Source organism: Streptosporangium sp. NBC_01810 (assembly GCF_035917355.1).
Classification (GTDB): Bacteria; Actinomycetota; Actinomycetes; order Streptosporangiales; family Streptosporangiaceae; genus Streptosporangium.
Window position 1 is genome coordinate 5,549,615 of the sequence record NZ_CP109070.1, and the last position, 23,713, is coordinate 5,573,327.

The 23,713-nt window shown below is 70.0% G+C and carries 19 protein-coding genes; 6 read left to right on the forward strand and 13 right to left on the reverse strand.

The window, feature by feature from the left end; genetic code table 11:
- Positions 1–285: 285 nt before the first annotated feature.
- Positions 286–939 (forward strand): DUF305 domain-containing protein, encoded by a 654-nt coding sequence (locus tag OIE13_RS24515; RefSeq protein WP_326636153.1) that lies wholly within the window; start codon positions 286–288, stop codon positions 937–939.
- Between the two features lie 162 nt (positions 940–1,101).
- On the opposite strand, the gene OIE13_RS24520 is transcribed toward OIE13_RS24515, so the two are convergent.
- Together OIE13_RS24520 and ahcY are read right to left on the reverse strand one after the other, a co-directional pair.
- Positions 1,102–2,343, reverse strand: a complete 1,242-nt coding sequence (locus OIE13_RS24520; RefSeq protein ID WP_326636151.1) for an adenosylhomocysteinase — start codon at positions 2,341–2,343, stop codon at positions 1,102–1,104.
- Positions 2,344–2,435: 92 nt separating this feature from the next.
- Positions 2,436–3,863, reverse strand: coding sequence for an adenosylhomocysteinase (ahcY, locus tag OIE13_RS24525; RefSeq protein WP_326636148.1), 1,428 nt, complete (start codon positions 3,861–3,863; stop codon positions 2,436–2,438).
- Positions 3,864–4,083: 220 nt separating this feature from the next.
- Here ahcY and OIE13_RS24530 point away from each other — a divergent pair, with 220 nt between their 5' ends.
- Positions 4,084–4,425: a MerR family DNA-binding transcriptional regulator gene (locus tag OIE13_RS24530; protein WP_326636146.1), complete on the forward strand. Its 342-nt coding sequence runs from the start codon at positions 4,084–4,086 to the stop codon at positions 4,423–4,425.
- A 74-nt stretch (positions 4,426–4,499) separates the two neighbouring features.
- Positions 4,500–5,972: a Fic family protein gene (locus tag OIE13_RS24535; RefSeq protein WP_326636144.1), complete on the forward strand. Its 1,473-nt coding sequence runs from the start codon at positions 4,500–4,502 to the stop codon at positions 5,970–5,972.
- Positions 5,973–6,026: 54 nt separating this feature from the next.
- Here the strand turns inward: OIE13_RS24535 and OIE13_RS24540 are convergent, their stop codons facing one another.
- From OIE13_RS24540 to OIE13_RS24560, 5 genes are all read right to left on the reverse strand, one after another.
- A complete protein-coding gene (locus OIE13_RS24540; RefSeq protein ID WP_326636142.1) occupies positions 6,027–6,956 on the reverse strand; it encodes a cation diffusion facilitator family transporter in 930 nt (309 codons plus the stop codon).
- A 48-nt stretch (positions 6,957–7,004) separates the two neighbouring features.
- Positions 7,005–8,114: an SIS domain-containing protein gene (locus OIE13_RS24545; RefSeq protein ID WP_326636140.1), complete on the reverse strand. Its 1,110-nt coding sequence runs from the start codon at positions 8,112–8,114 to the stop codon at positions 7,005–7,007.
- Complete coding sequence (locus OIE13_RS24550) at positions 8,111–8,284, reverse strand: Trm112 family protein (RefSeq protein ID WP_326828812.1); 174 nt, start codon at positions 8,282–8,284, stop codon at positions 8,111–8,113. The genes OIE13_RS24545 and OIE13_RS24550 overlap by 4 nt, the downstream gene beginning before the upstream one ends.
- Positions 8,285–8,288: 4 nt before the next feature.
- Positions 8,289–9,644, reverse strand: coding sequence for a phosphomannomutase/phosphoglucomutase (locus tag OIE13_RS24555; protein WP_326636136.1), 1,356 nt, complete (start codon positions 9,642–9,644; stop codon positions 8,289–8,291).
- 130 nt (positions 9,645–9,774) lie between these two features.
- A complete protein-coding gene (locus OIE13_RS24560; RefSeq protein WP_030907363.1) occupies positions 9,775–10,143 on the reverse strand; it encodes a DUF3499 domain-containing protein in 369 nt (122 codons plus the stop codon).
- A gap of 457 nt (positions 10,144–10,600) precedes the next feature.
- Here OIE13_RS24560 and OIE13_RS24565 point away from each other — a divergent pair, with 457 nt between their 5' ends.
- Entirely contained in the window at positions 10,601–11,056 is a 456-nt protein-coding gene (locus OIE13_RS24565) for a metallopeptidase family protein (RefSeq protein ID WP_326636133.1), read from the forward strand.
- Between the two features lie 101 nt (positions 11,057–11,157).
- On the opposite strand, the gene OIE13_RS24570 is transcribed toward OIE13_RS24565, so the two are convergent.
- The 4 genes from OIE13_RS24570 to OIE13_RS24585 all read right to left on the reverse strand — a co-directional run bounded on the left by OIE13_RS24570 (position 11,158) and on the right by OIE13_RS24585 (position 18,765).
- Positions 11,158–12,573: a DUF5719 family protein gene (locus tag OIE13_RS24570; protein WP_326636131.1), complete on the reverse strand. Its 1,416-nt coding sequence runs from the start codon at positions 12,571–12,573 to the stop codon at positions 11,158–11,160.
- Positions 12,570–15,452 carry a glycosyltransferase family 2 protein gene (locus OIE13_RS24575; RefSeq protein WP_326636130.1) on the reverse strand — a complete coding sequence of 961 codons (2,883 nt, stop codon included), beginning with the start codon at positions 15,450–15,452 and terminating at the stop codon, positions 12,570–12,572. The genes OIE13_RS24570 and OIE13_RS24575 overlap by 4 nt, the downstream gene beginning before the upstream one ends.
- A gap of 276 nt (positions 15,453–15,728) precedes the next feature.
- Complete coding sequence (locus OIE13_RS24580) at positions 15,729–15,989, reverse strand: WhiB family transcriptional regulator (protein WP_037969494.1); 261 nt, start codon at positions 15,987–15,989, stop codon at positions 15,729–15,731.
- Between the two features lie 226 nt (positions 15,990–16,215).
- The gene (locus OIE13_RS24585) at positions 16,216–18,765 is read right to left on the reverse strand and encodes a hypothetical protein (protein WP_326828813.1); all 2,550 of its coding nucleotides are present in this window, start codon (positions 18,763–18,765) and stop codon (positions 16,216–16,218) included.
- A gap of 298 nt (positions 18,766–19,063) precedes the next feature.
- Between OIE13_RS24585 and cofD the strand changes: the two genes are divergently transcribed.
- Both cofD and OIE13_RS24595 read left to right on the forward strand, forming a co-directional pair.
- Positions 19,064–20,029, forward strand: a complete 966-nt coding sequence (gene cofD / locus OIE13_RS24590; RefSeq protein WP_326636124.1) for a 2-phospho-L-lactate transferase — start codon at positions 19,064–19,066, stop codon at positions 20,027–20,029.
- On the forward strand, positions 20,026–21,345 hold the full coding sequence (locus tag OIE13_RS24595; RefSeq protein WP_326636123.1) for a coenzyme F420-0:L-glutamate ligase: 1,320 nt from the start codon (positions 20,026–20,028) through the stop codon (positions 21,343–21,345). Before cofD ends, OIE13_RS24595 begins: the two co-directional genes overlap by 4 nt.
- A 146-nt stretch (positions 21,346–21,491) precedes the next feature.
- Here OIE13_RS24595 and OIE13_RS24600 read toward each other — a convergent pair whose 3' ends face one another.
- Positions 21,492–22,301 (reverse strand): hypothetical protein, encoded by an 810-nt coding sequence (locus OIE13_RS24600; RefSeq protein WP_326636121.1) that lies wholly within the window; start codon positions 22,299–22,301, stop codon positions 21,492–21,494.
- A gap of 120 nt (positions 22,302–22,421) precedes the next feature.
- On the reverse strand, positions 22,422–23,564 hold the full coding sequence (tgmC, locus tag OIE13_RS24605) for an ATP-grasp peptide maturase system methyltransferase (protein WP_442815997.1): 1,143 nt from the start codon (positions 23,562–23,564) through the stop codon (positions 22,422–22,424).
- Positions 23,565–23,713 lie beyond the last annotated feature (149 nt).

A 23,713-nucleotide genomic window follows, 5' to 3' on the forward strand; every position in this document is an offset into this window, starting at 1 on the left:
CCGCCCCGACAGGGGTTACGGTCTTGCGGCACTGGACATACAGACCGAAATACCCTGCAATTTCGGTGCGGGGCCCCTCTAGTCGTATCAGCCCGACCCATTAAGGTTGGGGTGTTCCGCGACAGCCACGTTGGACATGGCATTCAAAAACGAGGTAGGACGTGCCGTGTCCAGGCGAGGAGGCTTCGGGCGTGCCCGACCTGTGAACCGGCAGGTCGGGGGCTTAAAAACCCCAGGCTCTCAAGCCGTTGAAGGACGTCAATGGACATTCACCAAGGAGGCCGGGTGCGCGTCGCGCTCATCGCCGTGATCGCCGCGCTGTCTCTCAGCGCGTGCACCTCGGAGCCGGAACCGGCCGCGGCCCCCCAGGCCGGCGCCCAGTCCCAGGCCTCGGCCTCGGCGCCGGTGATCGCCCCGGGCAGGCCGGGTGAGGTCGCCAGGACCGTCGACCCGAGCGAGGCCGCCACGCTCGTGCCCCTGCCCACCGCCAACGCGGCCGACGTGAAGTACGTCCAGGACATGATCGTTCATCACCGTCAGGCTCTCGACATGTCCTCCCTGGCCCCGACCCGGTCCGAGCACACCAAGCTGAAGGGCCTGGCCTCCCGGATCAAGGACGCGCAGGGGCCGGAGATCCAGTACATGACCTCTTGGCTCCAGCAGCAGGGTCAGCGGGTTCCCGAACACCACGCCGGGCACGGCGACATGCCCGGCATGGCCACGCCGGAGCAGATGGAGGCGCTCAAGGCCGCCTCGGGCAAGGATTTCGACCGGCTCTTCCTCCAGCTCATGACCGCGCACCACCAGGGCGCCATCACGATGTCCGAGCAGGTCCTGACCTCCGGCTCACACGTGCGGATCGAGGAGCTGGCCAACGACGTCTCGGTCACCCAGAGCGCCGAGATCCGCAGGATGCGGGAGATGCAGGCCGGGCGCTGAACCGCTTCCCTTCGGGAACGACTCCGCCGGCTCGGGAACGACTCCGCCGGCCGATGCGGGGCACCCAGGTCGCGAGGAGGGCGACAGAGTCATGCACGAGGAGACTCCTCCCCTGTGCGGCCTGCTCGCCCGTTCAGGTCGACGCGTGGATCGCGGGCGTGACTACGAGCCGAGCCGCCACGAATGGAGATACTCCTCCTGCTCGGGGGTGAGCTCGTCCACCTCGATCCCGGCCGCGGCCAGCTTGAGCCGCGCCACCTCCACGTCGACCTCCCCCGGCACGTCGTAGACCCCCGGCTCCAGCCGCGCCCGCTCGCGGGCCAGCCACGCCACCGAGAGCGCCTGCGCGGAGAAGGACATGTCCATGACCGCGGCGGGATGCCCCTCCGCGGCCGTCAGGTTCACCAGACGGCCCTCGGCGAGCAGCAGGATCCTGCGACCGTCCGCGAGAACGTACTCATCGGTGTTGGGACGTACCCCCCGGTGGACCGCCTGTGCCAGGTCGTCCAGGGCACGGACGTCGATCTCGACGTCGAAGTGTCCGGCGTTGGCCAGGATCGCGCCGTCCTTCATCTCCACCAGGTGCTCGCCCCTGATCACGTCGCGGTTGCCCGTGACCGTGACGAACACGTCTCCGGCGCGGGCGGCCGCCGCCATCGACCGCACGTCGTAGCCCTGCAGCAGGGCGTCCAACGCCTTGACGGGGTCGATCTCGGTCACCACCACCCGCGCGCCCAGGCCCCTGGCCCGTTCGGCGACGCCCCGGCCGCAGTAGCCGAAGCCGGCGACCACCACGGTCTTACCCGCGAGCAGGGTGTTCGTGGCGCGCATGATGCCGTCCATGGTCGACTGGCCGGTGCCGTACCGGTTGTCGAACATCCGCTTCGTCCGCGTGTCGTTGACCGCCACCACGGGGAACCTCAGGGCCTTCTCCGCGGCCATCTGGCGGAGCCGGATGATGCCGGTGGTGGTCTCCTCGCACCCCCCGGACACCGTCTCCAGCAGTTCGGTCCGCTCGGTGTGCAGGATGTTGACCAGGTCGCAGCCGTCGTCCAGGACGATGTCGGGGACGATGTCGAGCGCCTGGTGGATGTGGCGGTAGTAGACGTCCCTGGTAACCCCCGCCCGCGCGTGCACGACGACGCCGTAGTCACGGAGCGCCTCGGCGACGTCGTCCTGGGTGGACAGGGGGTTCGACGCGGCCAGGGCGATCTCGGCCCCGCCCGCCCTGAGCGTGCCCATGAGCACGGCGGTCTCGGCGGTGACGTGCAGGCACGCGGCGATCCGCAACCCTTCCAGCGGCCGCTCGGCGGCGAACCGCTCGCCGAGGGCGGTGAGCACCGGCATCGCCCGCGCCGCCCACCCGATCCTCCGCTCACCCGCGGCCACCAGAGCGCCGTCCACGTCCCTCCCCACATTGCCCGCCAGATCGCCCGCCAGATCGCCCGAAGGCCCCCGCGAAGCCGCGGGGGCCCGATGAACCTCAGCCGCAGGTATCAGTAACGGTAGTGCTCGGGCTTGTAGGGACCCTCGACGTCCACGCCGATGTATTCGGCCTGGGCCTTGGTGAGCTTGGTGAGCTTCACCCCCAGGGCGTCGAGGTGGAGGCGGGCGACCTTCTCGTCCAGGTGCTTGGGCAGCACGTAGACGCCGATCGGGTATTCGTCGGTCTTGGTGAACAGCTCGATCTGCGCGATCACCTGGTTGGTGAAGGAGTTGGACATGACGAACGAGGGGTGGCCGGTGGCGCAGCCCAGGTTCATCAGGCGTCCCTCGGCGAGCACGATGATCTGCTTGCCGTCGGGGAAGCGCCAGGTGTGGACCTGTGGCTTGATCTCGGTCTTCTCGATGCCGGGAATCCTGGCCAGGCCGGCCATGTCGATCTCGTTGTCGAAGTGACCGATGTTGGACACGATCGCGTTGTGCTTCATCTGGGCCATGTGGTCGGCCGTGATGATGTTGAAGTTGCCGGTCGTGGTGACGAAGATGTCGGCGAGGCCGACGACCTCGTCCAGCGTGGTGACCTGGAAACCATCCATGGCGGCCTGAAGCGCGCAGATCGGGTCGATCTCGGTGACGATGACCCGGGCCCCCTGGCCCTTGAGCGCCTCGGCGCAGCCCTTGCCGACGTCACCGTAGCCGGCGATGACCGCCACCTTGCCGCCGATCAGCACGTCGGCTGCACGGTTGAGGCCGTCGAGCACCGAGTGCCGGCAGCCGTACTTGTTGTCGAACTTGGACTTGGTCACCGAGTCGTTGACGTTGATCGCCGGGAAGAGCAGCGTGCCGGCCTTGAACATCTCGTACAGGCGGTGCACACCGGTGGTGGTCTCCTCGGTGACACCCTTGATGCGCGAGGCGACCTGGGTCCAGTGGCCCTCGTCGGTGACCGTGCGGCGGAGCAGGTCGAGGATGATGCCCCACTCCTCCGGGTCGTCCTCTCCCGCGCTGGGCACGGCGCCGGCCTTCTCGTACTCGGCACCCTTGTGGACGAGCAGGGTGGCGTCGCCGCCGTCGTCGAGGATCATGTTGGGGCCGTCACCGCCGGGCCATGCCAAGGCCTGCTCGGTGCACCACCAGTACTCCTCGAGGGTCTCGCCCTTCCAGGCGAAGACCGGGACACCCTTGGGGTCCTCGGGGGTGCCTTCGGGGCCGACGACCACGGCGGCGGCGGCGTGGTCCTGGGTGGAGAAGATGTTGCAGCTGACCCAGCGAACCTCCGCACCGAGCGCGACCAGGGTCTCGATGAGCACGGCGGTCTGGATGGTCATGTGCAGCGAGCCCATGATCTTCGCACCGGCCAGCGGCCGGGCCTGGGCGTACTCCTCGCGGACGGTCATCAGACCCGGCATCTCGTGCTCGGCGAGCTGGATCTCCTTGCGCCCGAAGGCCGCAAGGGAAAGGTCGGCGACCTTGAAGTCCATGTGTGGTTACCCCTCTGGTTGATGGGCGGCCGCTGCCTCACACCCTCGCCGATCGCGCTCGTCTCGCGACCGTGCTTCGCTCTCGGGCCGGGCTCACCGCTCCACCGGAAAAGTCGACGATTGCGAGTTTAGGCGGCTGGAGAGACTCCGCGCACCCACTGAGCGGGTAACCTGACACAAGAATGTAAGATTTCCCGGAAATCCTCAGAGAGGGGCGGCGATGCGGATCACCGAGGCCGCCAGGAGACTGGGCATGTCCCCCCGGATGCTCCGCTACCGCGAGGCGCTCGGCCTGCTCCCGGAGATCAGGGGCCAGGGCGCGCACCGGCGGTTCGGCCCCGAGGAGCTCTCCGCCGTCGCTCAGGGCGTCGAGCTGGAGAAACGGTTCGACATCTCCCCCGCCGAGCTGGCCTTCGCGCTGCGAACGCTGAGCGAGCCCGCGGTCGCCCAGGCCGTACGGGACCTGGGGCTGCGGATCGGCCGGCTCCAGGCACCCCGCAGGGCCCTGGACTTCGAGAAGGAGAAGGCGCTGCGACTGCTCCAGCACCGCACCCAGCGGTGACGCCGCGCATCCCATTCCCTCCAAGGGGCACGAAGCACGGCTCGTTGTCCCCGCCGAGCCCTATCCTCGACCGTATGCGTTGGCGAGAGGTCGAAGCCCTTCCAGAGCTCAACGGTGGCGTCGCGGCGATCCTCGCGTCGGCCGACGCTCTGAAGGGCGCCTGGAAGGACTGGCTGAAGCATGCCCCGGAAGAGGAGTTCCGTCAGGCTCGACGCCGCAGCCTGCGCAGGCACGCCATCGAGACCGGCATCATCGAGCGTCTCTACGACGTCGACTGGGGTGTGACACTCGCTCTGGTCGCAGAAGGGCTGACGCAGGAGGTGGCCGCCAGAGAGGGCGGCATCAGCGATGACACGCTCGCGGTCATCCGCTCGCAGTACGACGCCCTGGAATTCCTCGCCGACGCCGCCAGGGGAGGCAGGGACCTGAGCGTGCACTTCGTGAGAGAGTTGCACCAGGCCATCGCCCGAAGGCAGAACGTCTACGGCGCCACCGACACATTGGGCCGTACATTCGACGCTCCCCTTCGGCACGGAGAGTGGAAGAAGCACCCCAACCACGTCATGCGTCCAGACGGCACGTTGTTGGAGTACACCCCGCCGGAGCACGTGCAGGCCCAGATGGACCATCTGATCACGCTCTACCGGACAATGGAGCGGGTCCACCCCATCGTCAAGGCCGCGTGGCTGCATCACCGCTTCATCTGCGTTCATCCTTTCGAGGACGGCAACGGCAGGGTCGCCCGAGCTCTGACCCTGCTGGTTCTCCTGCGGGACGACTACGCCCCCCTTGTCGTGGATCGATCCCAGCGGGCCAGATACATCGACGCGCTGGACCAGGCGAACGATGGCGACCTGGCGCCTTTGGTCCGGCTCTTCGCCCGGCTGGAGATCAGCGCGCTTCGGTTCGAGTTGGAGGCTCCCGCCGTGCTCCGGGAGGCCGCGAGCGGGGCGGCGGAGGTGGCACGCGCGCACGTCGACCGGCTCCGGGCGAATCTTTCCAAGGACGTCACGAACCGCGCGGTTCCCGCCGTCCACCTGGCCGACTCACTTCAGACCAAAATCATCCATTACCTGCGAAAGCAGGGGGACGCCCTGCGTGACGCCTTCTCGGCCATCGCCCCGGAGACACTCGTTCTCGTCGAGCAGGCTCAGCCACCGAATCAGCGCTCTCTCCTCAGGAGAGACCACTTTCGGAGCATGGCGAGCGGTGCGGGATTCCGGCCCAACCTGACCGAAGGCGTCTGGTGGGGACAGCTCTATATCGAGATCATGGAATACGTGCTGCATTTCGACACCGCCATCATCAAGGCCGGGGCTGCGGAGACGGGAGCCCTCGTCTTCACCGTCTCGGCCGCCGTGTCACCACCCGGGGAGCCCGAGAGGACGGAGCCCCCGGGACCGGTCTGGGTCTGCCATCCGACGCCGGACGACAGCGTGACACTGGTCTTCAGCGACACACCCGACGCGCGCTGGTCCGAGATCACCGAGGTCATCGACCAGGTGCTGACCGCGGCCGTCGATCAGTTGGGTCAGCAGCTCGGCTGATCCTCCCGGGAGGTGGTCCGGAGCCTGTCACAGCCCCGGACCACCCGGTGAGGCTCAGACTGAGCCGTTGACGCCGGCTCTGTCCAGGTCGGGCTCCAGGTAGATGACCCGGGCCTCGGGGACGGCGTCGCGGATGCGCTGCTCGGCCTCGTCGATGCCCCTGGCCACATCCGCGGCCGTGTCGTCGTGCGCCACCGCGATCTTGGCGGCGACCAGGATCTCCTCCGGGCCCAGGTGGAGCGTGCGCATATGGATGACCCGGGTCACCTCGGGAGCGCTCTCCAGGGCCTGCGCGATGCGCACCTCGACCTCGGGGCCCGCGCCCTCGCCGATCAGCAGCGACTTGGTCTCGATCGCCAGCACGACCGCGATGACGGCGAGCAGGACACCGATCATCAGGGTGCCGATGCCGTCCCAGACGGGGTCGCCGGTCACCACGGCCATCGTCACGCCGAAGAGCGCGAAGATCAGGCCGAGCAGCGCGCCCAGGTCCTCAAGCACGATCACCGGCAGCTCGGGCGACTTGGAGCGGCGGATGAACTGCACCCACGACTGGTCTCCCCGGACGTGGTTGGACTCGATGATCGCCGTCCTGAACGAGAACGACTCGGCGATGATCGCGAAGATCAGCACGCCGAAGGCCCAGATCGGGGACTTGAGCTCCTCAGGAGCGGAGATCTTGTGCCAGCCCTCGTAGAGCGAGAACACCGCGCCGATGGTGAACAGCACGACCGCGACCACGAACGCGTAGAAGTAGCGTTCCCGGCCGTACCCGAACGGGTGCTGCGGCGTGCGCGCGCGCTGCGCGCGCTTCCCGCCTAGCAGCAGCAACGCCTGATTACCCGAGTCGGCCACCGAGTGGACCCCCTCGGCCAGCATGGATGACGACCCCGTGAAGAAGGCCGCCACGAATTTGGCCACCGCGATCGCCAGGTTGGCGGCCAATGCCGCGATGATTGCCTTGGTACCGCCGCCCGCGCTCACGGCAGCCTCCGCTCAGCTCATTTGCTCCGGTAAAGACGAGACATGATCCTATTGCGAAATCCTCGCCTTGACTTCTGTGATCGCCGACACAGGGGTCGGATCGATCCCGTACCCGAGAGCGAGGTACGTACTTGCGAAGTCTCCGAGTGCGATCAGCGCGGCGAGCCGCTCCAGCGGGTGCTCCCCCTCGGCGACGATCTGTGTGACCGGAACACCGCGGCTCTCCGCCAGGCGCACCGACGCCTCCCGGTGCCGTACGACCCGGGGGTGCTCCTCCACGTCGCGCAGCACGAACAGCCGGAGCGACCTGCCGCTCTCGTCGGCGAAGATGTCGCGGTGGGCGAGCGGGCCGTCGAGGGCGACCACCTGGTTGTGGTCGACCTCGGGGAGTTCTCCCCACATCGCCGGATATTTACCGTTCGTATTGAGCTGACAGGCCCACCAGTGGGCCGCGACGGCCGCCACCGGGGAGGACCCCCAGATCATCGGCACGGTCTCGGCGATCTCCATCGCGAGCGACTTGCCCGGATTGATGAACGACTCGCTCGTCGGACGGCAGCGGTGTGCGAGGTCCTCAAGGCGCTTGGCCACCCCCTCGAACACCTGCTCATCCGCCTCCTCGACCAGGCCGAGCTCGGCGGCGGCGACGACCAGCGGAACCGATAGCGCCCACACCTCGGCACGCGGCCGGCCGCCGTCCGTGACGGGCACGAACGGCGCCCCCGCCTGCCTGGCGATCGCGTGGAGCGGCGAATCGGGTGCGCCGACGGCGAGCAGGCGGCAACCGCGGCGGACGGCCTCGGCGGCCACCGTGAGCGTCTCCTCGGTCCTGCCCGAGCGCGACACCGCGATCACCAGGTCGGTCGCGCCGATCCAGCCGGGCAGCCGGTAGGACCTGACCGTCACGATCGGCAGCGGGGCACCGTGACCGCACACCACGTTGAGAATGTCACCGGCGATGCCCGAAGCGCCCACACCGGCGACCACGACCGCCCGGGGCCGGCCGTCCCTCGCGAGCGAGGACAGGCCGGACTCCATGGCAGCCCGGTGAGAGGTACGGACCTGCGCGGCCGAGTCGGCCACCGCCCGCAGCATGTCCGACGGGTCATACTCGGCCAGCCGTTTCCGATCGTCGAGCAGATCGGGCTCCCAATTCACGACTTCCGGGCCTCGTCGACCAGCAGGACCGGGATGTCGTCCCGGACCGGGTAGACCAGGCCACAGGAGGCGGAGGTGCAGAACAGCTCGTCCACCTCGGGCTCGGCTCGCAGGGGAGACTTGCACTTGGGGCAGGCCAGGATCTCCAGCAACCAGTCGTCGATCTTCACTCGTTCAGCTCCTCACGACAGCAAGGACCTCGTCCCTGATCGCTGCCATCTGCATCTCGTCTGCCGCCTCGGCGTTCAGCCTGAGCAGCGGCTCGGTGTTGGACGGACGGAGGTTGAACCACCATCCTGAGCCGGAGACGGTCAGGCCGTCCAGCTCGTCGAAGGTAACGCCGTCGCGGGCCGCGAACGTCTCGCGAACCCGCTCCGTCGCCGCTGCCTGGTCGGCGACCGTACTGTTGATCTCTCCGGAGGCCGCATAGCGGGTGTATTCGGTCAGGATCTCCGAGAGCGGCTTCTCCTGCTCGCCCAGCGCGGCCAGCACGTGCAGCGCGGCCAGCATGCCGGAGTCGGCGAACCAGAAGTCCCCGAAGTAGTAGTGGGCGGAGTGCTCGCCGCCGAAGACCGCGCCGGTCTCGGCCATCTCGGCCTTGATGAACGAGTGACCCACCCGGGTACGGACCGGCCGGCCACCGTGCTCGGCGACGATCTCCGGAACGCCCATGGAGGTGATCAGGTTATGGATGATCACAGCGCCGGGGTGCTTACCCAGTTCGCGGGCGGCGACCAGCGCGGTGATCGTGGACGGGGAGACCGATTCGCCTCGCTCGTCGACGACCCAGCAGCGGTCGGCGTCGCCGTCGAAGGCCAGCCCGATGTCGGCGCCCACATCGAGCACCGCCTTCTGCAGGTCGCGCAGGTTGTCCGGCTCGATGGGGTTGGCCTCGTGGTTGGGGAAGGTGCCGTCGAGCTCGAAGTAGAGGGCGGTCAGCTCGATGGGCAGCCCCTCGAACACGGTCGGGACCGTGTACCCGCCCATCCCGTTCCCGGCGTCGACCACGACCCGCAGCGGCCGGATGCCGGAAAGATCGACCAGGCCGCGCAGGTGGTCGGCGTAGCCGCGCAGCAGGTCGCGCTCGGAGAGCGTCCCGCCCCCCTCGCCGCCGAGAGCGCCCGACGCCAGGATCGCGGTGGCCCGGTCACGGATCTCGACGAGTCCGGTGTCGCCGCCGACCGGCACCGCGCCGGCCCTGCACATCTTCATGCCGTTGTAGCGGGCCGGGTTGTGGCTGGCCGTGAACATCACCCCGGGCAGGCCGAGACTGCCGCTCGCGTAGTAGAGCAGGTCCGTGGACCCCAGCCCCGCGCAGATCACGTCGGCCCCCCGCGAGGTGGCCCCCCTGGTGAAGGCCGCCGCCAGGGGCGCCGACGACTCGCGCATGTCATGTGCCACCACGACGGTCCCGGCCCCGGTCACTTCCACGAAGGCCGCGCCGACCGCCTCGGCGGTCTCCTCGTCGAGCTCGTCCGGCACGACGCCACGAACGTCGTACGCTTTGAAGATCTTGACAAGGTCGCCCACTTCAGCTCCGCCCTTTGCGTCGTGTCCGCTGCCTCCAGCCTAGGCCCTGTCCCCTGGATCTTTTGCCCACAGCGGCCGGTCAAACGGCGCCTCACCGCGCCAAGGACCCACTGGGCAGTGCCCGGCAGGGTCAGCGGTCGCGCTGGGGCTGAGCGGAGCGAAGCACCCGCAGATGACCTCGGCGTCCGACCTCGACGCCCTGGCCGACCGGCTCGGTACCGCCGCTGGGGGCGGGTCTGGCGGCCTCGCGGACCGCGTTGGCGAGGGCCTCCAGGTCGTCCGTACTCGGTGTGGCGCCGTCGGTCGGCAGGCGGACCACCTCCCAGCCGCGGGGGGCGGTGAGCCGCTCGGCGTGCTCGGCACACAGGTCGTAGCAGTGCGGCTCGGCGTACGTAGCCAAGGGCCCGAGAACAGCGGTCGAATCGGCGTAGACGTACGTGAGCGTGAAAACGGCAGGCTGACTGCACGCGGTGCGGGAACAGCGGCGGACGGGGCTCACGGTGGGACCGTATCCGGTAAGCGTCCGGGGCGCCACTATCTGAGCGCTCTTAACGAGCGTGTCGCCACAATTCGGACACGTGTCCCGGCTTCCACCCGCCTGTATGGCTACGCCCCTCCTCCGCACTCCCGCCGTGCGACCTATCTCGCCCACGTAACCGGTACGCCACCTTCCGTCCTCCGCACCCCCGCCATGCGACCTATCTCGCCCACGTAACCGGTACGCCACCTTCCGTCCTCCGCACCCCCGCCATGCGACCTATCTCGCTCGCATACCCGGTACGCCACCTTCCGTCCTCCGCACCCCCGCCATGCGACCTATCTCGCTCGCATACCCGGTACGCCACCTTCCGTCCTCCGCACCCCCGCCGTGCGACCTATCTCGCCCACGTAACCGGTACGCCACCTTCCGTCATCGGCACTCCCGCCCCCGCTCGGGTCACGTCTAAGCTGGGGCCGTGAGCCCGGCACCCGGCAGACCTCGTTCTCCTCGCAGACGCGACAGGCACGGCCGCGGCCTGCGCGGTCCGCTCGCGCCCTCGCACGTGCCGATCGCCAAGTCCCGCAGCGAGCGGTTCGACGATCTCGTCCTGGACGCCGTCGACCGGCTCAAGCCCCGCTGGGCCAAGCAGCTGGCGGCCGTGGAGTTCGCGGTCGAGGAGGTCCCTCCGGTCAGCGAGCTGGGCGACGGCCCCGGGCTGCTGACCGGCGAGCCGATCCCGTTCGGGCGGGCCGAGCCCGCCGACGGGAGTCACCCGGCCGTTGTGATCATTTACCGTCGCCCCCTGGAGAGCCGGTCCCGCGACCGTGACCACCTGGGCGCGATGGTGCACGAGGCGGTGGTCGAGCAGGTCGCGGGTCTTCTCGGGCTCTCTCCTGAATCGATCGACCCCGGCTTCGACGACCACGACTGATCCACCGTCCCAGCGCCCCCGGCCACCCGTCTCACCGGTCGCGACCTGCCTGCCACGATCTGCCTGCCGCGACCCGCAACGCCACGCCTCGGAGCGGGGTCTCAGGGCAGGACCGTCGCGGCGGACTCGGCGATCGGCGGGATCAGCGCCCACATCCGGGCGGCGGCCAGTGGCTGCACGGTCAGCGCCGGCCCGCCCTTCCGCCGCTCGTCCATGACGCGCCCGCCGTAGACCGGCCCCGAGCCGGGCAGCGGCTGCACGACCACCGCGAAGACCCCGTCCACCTTGGGCAGCTTGACCTGCTTGGTACGCGAGGCGGAGATGTCCACCTGGAACGGCTCGTGCGGCTCGCCCTTGCGCGGAACCACCTGCACGCTCACCTTGCCCGCCGTGTCCGGCGCGGTCAGCAGCAGCCGGGAGGTCGCCTTGCCTCCCGTCCGGTTGTCGGCGACGACGCTTCCCAGATCGACGGGATCCGCCCCGGCGGTGAAGGCCACGTCGACCTTCGCGCCGGTACCCGTGGCGACGAGCCCCGCGACGATCGGGGTTTCCGAGGTGAGCACCAGCGCGGACGGCTGGCCGCCGACCCCGGTGGACACATCGAGGGTGGCGACGGAACCGGCGGGCACCTCGACGAACTCGCTGCCCTTGAGCGCGTACGTCCCGTCGGGGGTGAGTGCCCTGACCTCGACCAGCGTGTCGGCCTCGGCGTCGGAGGCGACGAGCAGCTCACGTTTCCCGCCGCCGCCGGGGATGCCCGGCACGACGACGCGGGTGGCGGGGGCCGTGGAGGCCGGCAACCAGTCGACGCCGCGCCCGCCGTTCATGATCGCCCTGGCCGCGGCGGTGACCCGCCCGGAGCTGGTGCGCACCTGGATCGCCAGGACGAGTGCCGAGGGCGCGAGATCCACGACCTTGACCGCACGGCTCGCACCGGGTTTCAGGGTGAGCACTCCGCCGCTGTCGGCCACCACGGGCCCCTCGCCCGAGTAGACCATGATCTCCGCGATGGCTGGGGCGAGGTCGGCGTTGGTCAGGTAGAGCGTGACGTCGGCCGCGGCCGGCCCCGGGCCGACCAGCCAGGTGCTCGCCACCGGCTCGGTGCAGCGCACCCCGGCCAGCCCCCGCTGCCTGCCCGACTTCTCCCCGCGGGTCTGCGCCACCTCCAGCCCCGCCGCCATGCTCCCGGTGGCCGTGATGACAAGGGGCGGTGACGAGGCGGGGACCTTCTCGTGCCAGAGACGGCCGGGGGTGTCGAGGGTGGCGAGGGTCTTGTCGCCGGTGACGAGGGCCGCGACCCCCTGCTCCCGGCTGCCCGGCGGGGCCACCACGCCGACCGAGGTGTCGCCCGGCGACGGGCAGACCGTCGTCACCGAGGCGACCGGGACCTTCTGAACCTGTGGCGCGGGGGTGGCGACCGCCTGCGGCTGGGTGGCGGAGGCCACCCCGTACAGGGCGAGCAGGGCCACCAGGACCAGCACCAGCAGGCTGAACCGATTCTCGATCAGGGATTTCACCGGCCGGCCAGCTCTCTACGGGAATCGGGCAGGTCCTGTGGTGCGGCGGGCTGGTCGGGCTCGGTACGCGAGCCGGGCGCTGCCAGGACCGAGACGACCAGCACCAGCGCGGCCTGGATCCAGAGCCAGCGGCTGTGCCAGGGGTCGCCGGGCGGGGTGACGGGAACGGCGATCGGCTGGGTCAGCCGCCACACGCCGACCGAGCGGGACAGGCTCATCCTCGCCAGCGAGGGCTGTGAGTCGAGGGCGGCGCTGACCTCCGCGTCGACGGGCGCGGTCACCACGACGAACCGGACGCCGTGGGCCGCCAGCACCCGGGCGTCGTCACCGCCCCTGCCGGACACCAGCCCGGCCGCGGCGATGCGGACCCGCTCCCTGGGACCCTCGGGCGTGGGGATGTCGGCCTCGCCGATCACCGGGGTGCGCCCGCGCAGCACCGTGAAGAGCAGGCCGTTCGGCGAGGTGCGCAGCAGCAGGGTCCGCTCGCCACCGGCGGAGTTGTCCGCCGCGAGGGCGGGCATGACATCGCGTACGGTTCCGCGGATCGGGCCGTCCACGCCCTCGACGATCCACATGCCCGCGGCGAGCAGCGGCGTGGAGAACGCGACCAGCACGACCCCGAGCGCGGCGAGCCTGCGCAGCCCGCCGGCCGCCCGGAACTCCACGACCCGGTCGGAGGTGAGCGCGGCCACCACGAGCATGCCGGTGGCCGCGAAGGCCAGTGGCACGCCCGGCCACGCGGGGGCCTCGACGTCGCCGTTGACCGAGGTGACGGGGGTCCTGCTGACCAGGATGGCCACCAGCACCCCGAAGAGGGCGACGCCCCAGCCGACCGCGATGACCATCCGGTTGCGGCGCATCAGCAGCGCGAACAGGCAGGCGGCGATGAGGCCACCGGTCACCCAGAGTGGCGGCATGCCGGGGCCGCCCGGGCTGAGCAGCAGCAACGACAGCGCGGGCAGTCCGGGGTCGACCAGCGCGGGCTGGTGCAGCCCGGCCTCCAGTAGCAGCCGCCTGGGATCCGCGACCATCTGGGCCAGCCAGGGGAACAGCAGGACCACGGGCACGGTGAACGCCACGAGCATCGAGACGGCGACGCCCCTGCGCGGGAAGGCCAGTGCCGCCAGCGCGCCGAGGATCGCGGTCAGCGGGTAGACCAGCGGGGCGAAGGCGGTGCCGACGGCCAGCAGGAGCCCCAGCCCCCAGGCTGCGCGGCGGGCACGGCGCCGTTCCCCGGTGAGCACCGTGGTGGCGAGCGCCGCGTAGACGGGAAGCAGCACGAAGACCACCGCGGTGCCGAGCCGGCCTGCGGCGACCGCGCCGGTGGCCACCGGCAGGAGGGCGTAGGAGGAGGCCAGCCAGACCCGGGTCCAGTGGCCCGGGATCATCGACCGGGTGGCCGCGTACGCGGAGATCCCCGCCAGCGGCACGCAGCCGAGCAGCAGCAGCGAGACCGCGAGCCACGTCTTGCCGAACAGCACAGTGGAGAGCACGGCCAGCACCGCCACGTACGGCGGAGCCCACGCGTCGGTGCCCAGGCCCGTCTGGTGGCGGCTCTCGAGGTAGAGATCCCACAGGTCGGAGGCCCCGCCGATCACCGGGACGAGCGCGCCGCCGCCCAGCCTGGCGCCGCCGGTCAGGGCGCGCTCGGCGACCAGCGTGACCGCCGCGAGCGCCAGGAAGAGCAGGACACCCGGGTTACCGAAGAGGCGCTGCGTCATGCCGGCGTCGGTGAGCAGCTCCTCGCCGTCCTCCTGCGAGTGCGGCGAGGCGGCCATCGCGTGGTGGCGCCCCGCGGACTCCACGAACCCGCCCCCGGCCAGGTAGTTCTGGGCCCGGTCGACGAGCCGCCGATAGCCGGCACCGGGCGGGGTGAGCAACCGGCTGATCGCCGCGTACCCCTGCCTGCGCCCCTTGGCCCGTGCCCGCCGAGCCTTGACCATCCGAATGGGATGGCCGAACACCGAGCCGAACGCGAGAAACTCGTCCAGCGCGTTGGCGGGCTGCTTGGCCACGAGGAACAGCAGCGTGCGGAAGATCGACCCGAACGCGTTACGTACCAGCGCCCACAGCAGCGGCCTCAGCGGCAGGTTCGCCATGACGACGAAGAGGGCGTTACGCCGGTCCAGGCGGCGGGGGTGGTCACCGCTGGCAGTGATGCGGCGACGCCGTCTGGCGGCGGCCTCGGCGTGCCAGGCGACCGCCCGGGTGACGTTCTGCACGCGGTATCCGGCGGCCCTGACCCGCCAGCACAGGTCGAGGTCGTCACGGAAGAGCGGCAGAGCGGGGTCGAGGCCGCCGACCTCGTCCCAGACGTCCCTGCGGATCAGCATGCCCGCGGTGGAGACCGAGAGCACGTCCCTGATCCCGTCGTACTGCCCCTGGTCGAACTCGCGGGCCTCCAGCTCGGTGTTCCTGCGGCCGGTGCGGTCGACGGTGACGCCGACCTCCAACAGGATCCGCCGGTCCAGCCAGTCCCGCAGCATGGGGCCGAGCACCACCGCCTTGGGATCCGCCTCGGCGGCCTCCAGCAGGATCCGCAGGGCGTGGACGTCCGGCGCGCAGTCGTCGTGCAGCAGCCAGATCCACTCCTGCCCCCCACCGGGACCGAGCCTGTCGAGCACCTCGGCGACGGCCTCACCGAAACCGGTCGAGCGCGGCAGGGTGAGTACGGCCCTGGAGCCGAGAGCTCCGGTCAGCAGCGCGGCGCTGCCGTCCCTGCTGCCGTTGTCGACCCCGACGACCCGGTCCGCGGGACGGGTCTGCCGGAGCAGGGCTTCCAGGGTCTCCCCCAGCCAGCGGGAGCCGTCGTGGGAGACGACGATCGCGGTGACCGTGTGGTGGGGACGGTGGGGGCGCTGGGAGTCGGTGATGGACATACGTCCCGTGTTCAGGAGGTGGTAGTGATCGGCGCGACAACGATACGACACCCTGTGTTGGACTATGTCTTATACCTGGTCGCGCAACCGAAAAAGGGTCACGTGACCGATGGTCACGTGACCCCGTGGACATATTCGTCAAGCGCCCCCGAGAGGGCGTCACGTACTTGCTGTCAGATCATTCGAACTTCTTCAGTGCTTCTTCGGCGGCCGGATTTCCAGACCGCCCGGACCTCGAAGCGCCCAAGCCTTCCAGCCATCCGTTTCCCGGACGACTCAGACCGCCTCACGCTTGATCCGCCGTCGTTCCCGTTCCGACAGTCCACCCCAGATTCCAAACCGCTCGTCGTGTTCCAGCGCGTACTCAAGACACTCGGCACGCACCTCGCAGGAGCGGCAAACCTTCTTGGCCTCGCGGGTGGAGCCTCCCTTCTCCGGGAAGAACGCCTCCGGGTCGGTCTGCGCGCACAAGGCGCGCTCCTGCCAGCCAAGCTGCTCTTCAGCGATGCTCTCCTGTGCGATGACCAGGTCGGCCACTGCACACCTCCCTGCCGCACGCCCGCAAATGGAGCCCCCCTATGAACGCCTCCCCCTTACCCACCCAGAGAAAGGCGTAACAACACGTGTGTAATTACACGCGCGTGCCCGGTGTGGCGTCAAGCGGCATGCTGGTATCCGGGGAAAGACCTGCTCTCCCCGGTTGTGGGTCGTGTGCCTGCCACGACGGCAATTGCACCAGGTGATCGCCTCGATCGCCAGGGGCTCAGTGCTCTCGGCGGTCGGAACCGTACCAGGACATGTTCTGATCCTGACCGGGGCCCACCCTCTCTCTATCCGGGCTTTCCTCATCCATGCCCTGACCTGGGCGTTGTTCGGGCTTGTAGATCGCCGTGGGGTCTATCGGCTGCGAGTCCCACGTCCTGACGGGGAGCGCGGGGTCGCTCAGCGGGTCTCCGGAGTAGGCACTCGGGTCGAACCTGAGCGTCGCCTCCGACCGCGGGTCCCACTGGTGCCCGCCGCCCTGCGGCTGGTACGGGGCCTGCGGGGCCTGGAGGTTCTGTGGAGCCTGGAGGTTCTGTGGAGCCTGAAGGTTCTGCGGAGCGGGGACCTGGGGTGCCTGCTGCGGATGCCCGAACGGGCCGTCGTAGCCGGAGGAGCCGTACTCGGGGACGCGAATCTGCGGCTCGGTGCCCTGGGCCTGCTGCTGGTAGCTCTCCGCCTGCTGGTAGGCCTGAGCCATCTGCTGTGACCTGAGGTCCACCGGGTCGGGCGCGGGATACTGCGGGTCCGGCTCGGCCGACCGGCCGAACTCCGCGCCGGGGTAACCGCTGAACGGCTGACCGTAGTTCTCCGGAGGCTGCGGGAAGGACTGCGGCGGCTGGCCGTCGAACGCCGGGCTCTGCCGGCCGTCGGCCGGCGGGTAGGGCACGGGGGCCTGCTGCTCGGACTGGTGACCGTAACCGGGCGGCTGCGAGTCCTGCTGCCCGAAGCCCTGTGGCTCAGGCCGCTGGTAACTCAGCGGCTCGGACTGCTGGTAGCCCGGCGGCTCAGACTGCTGGTAGCCCGGCGGCTCAGACTGCTGGTAGCCCGGCGGCTCAGACTGCTGGTAGCCCGGCGGCTCAGACTGCTGGTAGCCCGGCGGCTCAGACTGCTGGTAGCCCGGCATCTGCGGCTCCGAGTGCCAGCCCGAGTTCGCCGGCTGCGGCTCCTGACCGTATGCCGGAGAGTCGGCCTGCCGGCCGAAATCATGCGGCTCGGACTGCCCGTACGCGGGAAGATCGGCCTGTCCGTAGTCCGGCTGCCGCTGCTCCGAGCGGAGGCCGTACGCCGAGGAGTCGGGCTGCCGGCCGAAGCCCTGCGGCTCGGGCTGCCCGTACGCCGGGGAGTCGGGGAACTGCGGATAGCTCGGCAGCCTCGGGCTGGAGTGCCGCCCGGAACTCGCCGGCTGCGACTCCTGACCGTACGCCGGAGAGTCGGCCTCCCGGCCGAAGCCCTGCGGCTCCTGACCGTACGCCGGGGAATCGGGCTGCCGGCCGAAGCCCTGCGGCTCGGGCTGCCCGTACGCCGGAGAGTCGGGGAACTGCGGATAGCTCGGCAGTCGGGATTCCGTCTGGGGCTGCTGCTCCACGTGAGCGGCGTAGACCGGCGGGTCATAGGCAGCGGCCGGTGGGTCGTAGGCGACGTCCGGCGGCTCGTACGGCTTGGCCGGGACCGGGGGCTGGACATCGGCCGCGACGTACGGGCTCGGGGTGTAGCCCCCGGGCTGCGCGGCGGTCGGGGAGGCGGGCTGCGGTGCCTGCGGCACGGGCTGCGCGTAACCCTGCCCCTGCGGCTCCGGCTGCTGAGGTGACGGCGCGTAGGCGCCAGGCGGGGGAGCGTAGGGCTGGCTCTCGGCGGGCGGCGTGTAGGGCGGCGCCTGGGGGTGCCCGTCGCCCGCCTGCGGCGTGGGCGGCGCGTAGGAGGCCGCCTGCTGCCCGTACCCCTCGGGGACTCCGGCGGAGCCGTGCGCGGGCGCGGGCGGAAGCGCGGGGAGGTTGTGCCGGGGCTGCGGGTTCTGGACGGGCGGCGCCTCCTGCGGGTAGCCGTGGCCGCCCTGCGAAGCCTGGTCCTGCGGGTGGTGAACGCCCTGCTGCGCCATCTGGCCCTGCGGGTAGCCGTGGCCGCCCTGCGAAGCCTGGTCCTGCGGGTGGTGAACGCCCTGCTGCGCCATCTGGCCCTGCGGGTAGCCGTGGCCGCCCCGCAGAGCCTGATCCTGCGGGTGGTGAACGCCCTGCTGCGCCATCTGGCCCTGGGGGTACGCGCCCTGCCCCTGCGGATGCTCCTGGAAGGAAACCGGCCCCTGTCCGGGGACGGGCGGCTGGTAGGCGTACCCCTGCTCCCTGGAAGGCTCAGGGGAGCGGCCGAAGCCGTCCTCGGCGCGGAGGGACCCGGCGCGCGAACCGGCGGGGACCGCCTTCGGCAGCACGTAGAGCAGTGCGACCGCGGTCAGCGCGAGGGCGGGCAGGTGGACGAGGAGGAGTTCGATCTTCTCTCGGAGGTCCGTCGCACCACCGAACAGCGCGGTGAGCAGGCCGATCACGCCGAAGAGCACGGAGAGCACGAGCGTGCCGGCCGCCACGAGGGCCATCGGCTTCAGCCGCTCGATCACCGGACCGAGGTGGGTGGCCAGCAGCACGGCGCCGACGAGCAGCGCGGCGGCGACCGGCGAGGTGAGCTGACCCAGGTAGCCCGCCGCGCGCGCGGCGAAGGACGATCCACCGAACAGCAGGCGTTCGATGCCGACGAGAACGCTCGCGGAGGCAACGGCTACCATGAGCCACGCCGCCGGTTCTCGGAGCCGGCCCGCCTCGACATTGATCACAACTACCCCCATAGGGTCTTTAGGTAAACCCGGGTCAGTTTTGCACATGGCTGACTTTGAGGTTGGTAGTCCCAGGAAGCCCACCAACCTCATAAGTGCTCCATTGCACCTTATACATCCATAATTCGGACATCGGGTTAGGCGATTCCGCCAGCGCGGACGACCATCATAACGATCATGAAAAGACTGCGCCGCCTCTTTCCCGGCACCCCGCCGACATCCGTGATGACCTAATGGAACACTGAACGGCATGCGCATCGTGTCCCTCGCCGGCGGAATCGGTGGCGCCCGCTTCCTGCGGGGTCTCCTCACCGCTGCCCCCGACTCCGAGATCACCGTCATCGGCAACACAGGTGACGACATCAGTCTCTACGGCCTGCGGGTCTGCCCCGACCTCGACACCGTGATGTACACCCTGGGCGGCGGTATCGACGAGGAACAGGGCTGGGGGCGGCGGCAGGAATCGCACGTCGTCAAGGAGGAGCTGGCCGCCTACGGCGTCGAGCCGCAGTGGTTCGGCCTCGGCGACCGCGACTTCGCCACCCACATCGTACGTACCCAGATGCTCGACGCCGGATATCCGCTGTCGGCGGTCACCGAGGCACTGTGCGAGCGCTGGCAGCCGGGCGTGCGCCTGATCCCGATGAGCGACGACCGGACCGAGACCCACGTGGTCGTCACCGACGAGCGGGGCCGCCGCGCCGTCCACTTCCAGGAGTGGTGGGTGCGGCTGCGCGCCTCGGTTCCCGCCGAGCAGATCATCCTGGTCGGCGCGGACGACGCCACCCCGGCGCCCGGCGTGCTTGAGGCCATCGCCGCCGCCGACGCGGTCATCCTCCCGCCGTCCAACCCGGTCGTCAGCATCGGCACGATTCTGCAGATCAAGGGCATCCGCGAGGCCCTTGAGCGCAAGACGGTCGTCGGTGTCTCCCCCATCGTCGGCGGCGCCCCCGTCCACGGCATGGCCGACGCCTGCCTGGCCGCGATCGGCGTGCAGACCACCGCGCAAGCGGTCCTGGAGCTGTACGGGTCGCCACTGGTGAACGGCTGGCTGGTCGCGGAGGAGGATGCCGGGGTGACCCTCGCCGACGTCGACGTCGAGGCCCGCCCGCTGATCATGCACGACGTCGAGGCCGCCGCCGCCATCGCCCGCGCCGCCCTGGACATGGCCGCGCGGCTCGCGTCCTCCTCCGCACACGGGGAGGGTTCGCGATGAGCCGCGTCGGGCGCGGACGGCGGAATTCCGCCGACGTCAAGGTGGAGATCTTCGCCGTTCCAGGCATACCCGAGGTCCGCGAGGGCGACGACGTCGGGGAGCTGATCGCAGCGGCCCTGCCCGACCTGCGTGACGGCGACATCCTCGTGGTCACCTCCAAGATCTCAAGCAAGGCCGAGGGCCGGGTCCTGCACGGCGTGCCCCGCGCCGAGGCCGTCGGCGCGGAGACGAGGCGGGTGGTCGCCCGCAGGGGCGACACCGTGATCGCCGAGACGGCGCACGGGTTCGTCATGGCCGCCGCCGGGGTCGACGCCTCCAACACCAGGCCGGACACGGTGGTCCTGCTACCCGTCGACCCGGACGCCTCCGCCTCGGCCGTCAGAGCGCGTATCGCGGAACTGCTCGGCGTCTCGGTCGGGGTGGTCCTCTCCGACACCTTCGGCCGCCCCTGGCGCAACGGCCAGACCGACATGGCCGTCGGCCTCGCCGGGGTGACCCCCGCGCTCGACTACCGGGGCATGTCCGACGACTACGGCAACGCGCTCGAGGTCACCCTGACCGCCGTCGCCGACGAGTTCGCCGCTGCCGGAGACCTGGTCAAGGGGAAGGTCGCGCAGACCCCGGTGGCGGTGATCAGGGGCCTGGCCGAGTACACCACCGCGGATGACGGGCCGGGCATCCGCGAACTGGTCCGCCCGTCCGCCGACGACATGTTCCGGTACGGCTCGCGCGACGTGGTCTTCGCCCGCAGAACCATCCGCGAGTTCTCCGCCGAACCCGTGGACGGCGCCAAGGTCCGCAGGGCCGTCGACGCCGCGATCGCCGCGCCCGCCCCGCACCACACGACTCCGTGGCGGTTCGTCCTGCTGGAGTCCGCCGGCGCCCGGGAGAAGCTACTCGACGCCATGCGCGAGGCCTGGATCAACGACCTGCGCGGCGACGGCTTCTCCGAGGAGTCGGTGGCCAGGCGGGTCAGGCGGGGCGACGTGCTGCGCGCTGCCCCGTACCTGGCGGTGCCCTGCCTGGTCATGGACGGCTCGCACACCTACCGCGACGACCGGCGCAACGCCGCCGAGCGGGAGATGTTCGTGGTCGCGACCGGCGCGGGGGTGCAGAACTTCCTCATCCAGCTCGCGGTGGAGGGTCTGGGCTCCGCATGGGTGTCCTCCACCATGTTCTGCCGCGACGTGGTCCGCGAGGTCCTCGACCTGCCCGCCGGCTGGGACCCGATGGGGGCCGTCGCCATCGGCCACCCCGCCGCCCCACCCCGCGACCGCGCCCCCCGGCAGGCGTCCGACTTCGTCGTCGTCCGCTAGGGTCCGCGGCGGATCCTCCGCTCACCCGGCCGAGGTCGCGTGACATCGCGGTGGTACCGCGAGTACCACCGCGATGTCACGCGACCAGGCCCCGACGACCCGCCCCGGCGCATCCGCGTTGTCGGCCTCACCCTGCGGCCCCGGCCTCACTTCCCCTTCGGGGGAGCCTCGATCGTCACCGGCGGCTCCCAGAACAGGCCTTCCTCCTCGGGAAGGTCCTCGGCATCGACGACCCGGTCCTCGGGCGGCGGCTCGATCGTCACCTTGGTGCCCCAGCCGGTGAAGCGCAGGTCGGAACGGATACCCAGCTCGTAGTTGTCGTTCGTCTGCTGAGAGGTCGTGGTGGTCAGGCGGGTGACCCTGCCCTTGGCGTCGAACCAGAGCGCCCAGGCGACCTTCTCCCCGCGTCCAAACCACCCGCCGAGGGGCCGGCCGGGGATCTTGGAGGCATAGATGGTGCCCTTGGCCGCGCGCGGGCCGACGGAGGAGGCGGTGGCGAGCAGCGCCCGCAGCGTACCGGGTTCGAAGAGATCGACCGTGACATCCATGGGACTGGACTCGGGCCATCGGCTGCGCACCCACTGCTTGCCCAGCGGCAACGTGCCGATCAGATCACCACCCGAGGTGTAGTACGCGCCGTCGACTTTGATGAGCAGCACCGGGAAGAGGACGGAAGAGTCCAATTCCGGGGTCTCAGAGCGGATCGGCGAGGAGAGTGTGCTGATGTCGTCCGTTTCCACCAGCCCCCCCTTACGGAATCCGGCGACCCGCGTGGTCCGGCTGGTGAACAGGTGCTTGCCGTCGGCCAACATGCGGGTGACCGCGGAGACGGTGACGCCCCTGCCCGGTACGACCTGGGCGCGGAGCGCCTTGATCGGATCGGGCGCGTCGGCACGGGCGGGCAGCGGCGTGAGCAGGAGGAGGCTCACGACAAGACCGGTGGTGATCCGTCTCATTCGATTTCCTTTGGCGCCCGGAGGGAAAGAGGATCCTTCCAGGCAAAGATCACGTCGCCGTCTCAAATCTTCCCGATACGTTCGAGCGATACGGAAATGCGGAACCTTCTCAACCGGCCGCTACGCGGGCAGGTCCCAGCTCGGGCCGTCCGGGTCGCCCAGCCAGACGTACTGGCGATCATGGGTGACGGTGAGCCCGAACCCGGACTGATGCGGACGCCCGGCCTCCTCCCAGACCAGGAGTGCCTTCTCCGCCTCGTCCCACAGCTTGATCGGCCCGTGCTGATGCACCGTCCACCCGCCTGCGGGATCTGGCGTGGTGTCAGCCCACGAACCGGTGCTGACATCCAGCAGGATCGTTTTGTCCTCACCCCAGGAGCACTGAACCTGCGGGGCTGCGAGTTGGGCGACCCACAGGGCCGTATCGTCGTCCCTGAGAATCGACGGGTCAATCCTGCTCCTGCGGGCATCTCCGAAACCGGTCGTCACCGGCGGCCGTGGCGGTGGCAGGTGGGAACGGGCGGTCATGAAGTACAGATCGTCCTTGAGGAAACGACCGCTGGCACTGCCGTCGTCAGCCAAGGTCAGATGGGCAAAGGCAACCCCGCCCATCCAACCCCACATGGGGGCGGTGATGGTTCCCCCTTCGCGGACCTGCCACATCCACGCCCACGGAATGGTCCGCACCGAGCACGTGGCGATCAGCCGGTCGTATTCGGCGTCCTCGCCATACCCGAGCAGTCCATCCCCTACCACGAGGGTCGGCGCGTACCCGGCCTCGGTGATCGCCTTCCTGGCCCGAGCGGCGACCTCCTGGTCGTACTCGATCGAGGTGACGGCCTCCTCGCCGAGTCGCTGACACATCAACGACGTTGAGTAACCGGTGCCCGTACCGATTTCCAGCACCGTGTCGCCCTCGCTGATCTGGGCGGCCTCCAGCATCCGTACGACCAGGCTCGGGAAGGTGGAGGACGAACTGGGTTGTCCCACCATGACGCCGGTCGCGTCCCCGGCCATCACTCCGTCGATCTGCGTCACCCATGTGGCGTCGGTGTAGGCCAAGGAGAGCCACTCGTCCACACCCACCTCCGCGCGCCGGACGGGAATCCACCGATCACCACGGCTCTCATCTGCCCGGTAAACGGCATCGCCCAGGAACAACTCTCGCGGCACCGCTTCCAGCGCCTGCCCCCAGCCGGGAGAACCCACATGATCCGCCAGTGCGAGGCGAAGTTTTGCGGCCGTATCGCTCACGGCCACCATCCTTCCAGCAGTACATCGGCGAAGGCGTCCGCCATCGCATCGGAATCAGGCAGCCAGCCCCACTGCCCGTTGGGGTTGCATTCTTCGATACCACCGTCGGGGGCACCCGCAGCCCCAGCCTGGTAGCCACCTGTAGCTGCGTGACTTTG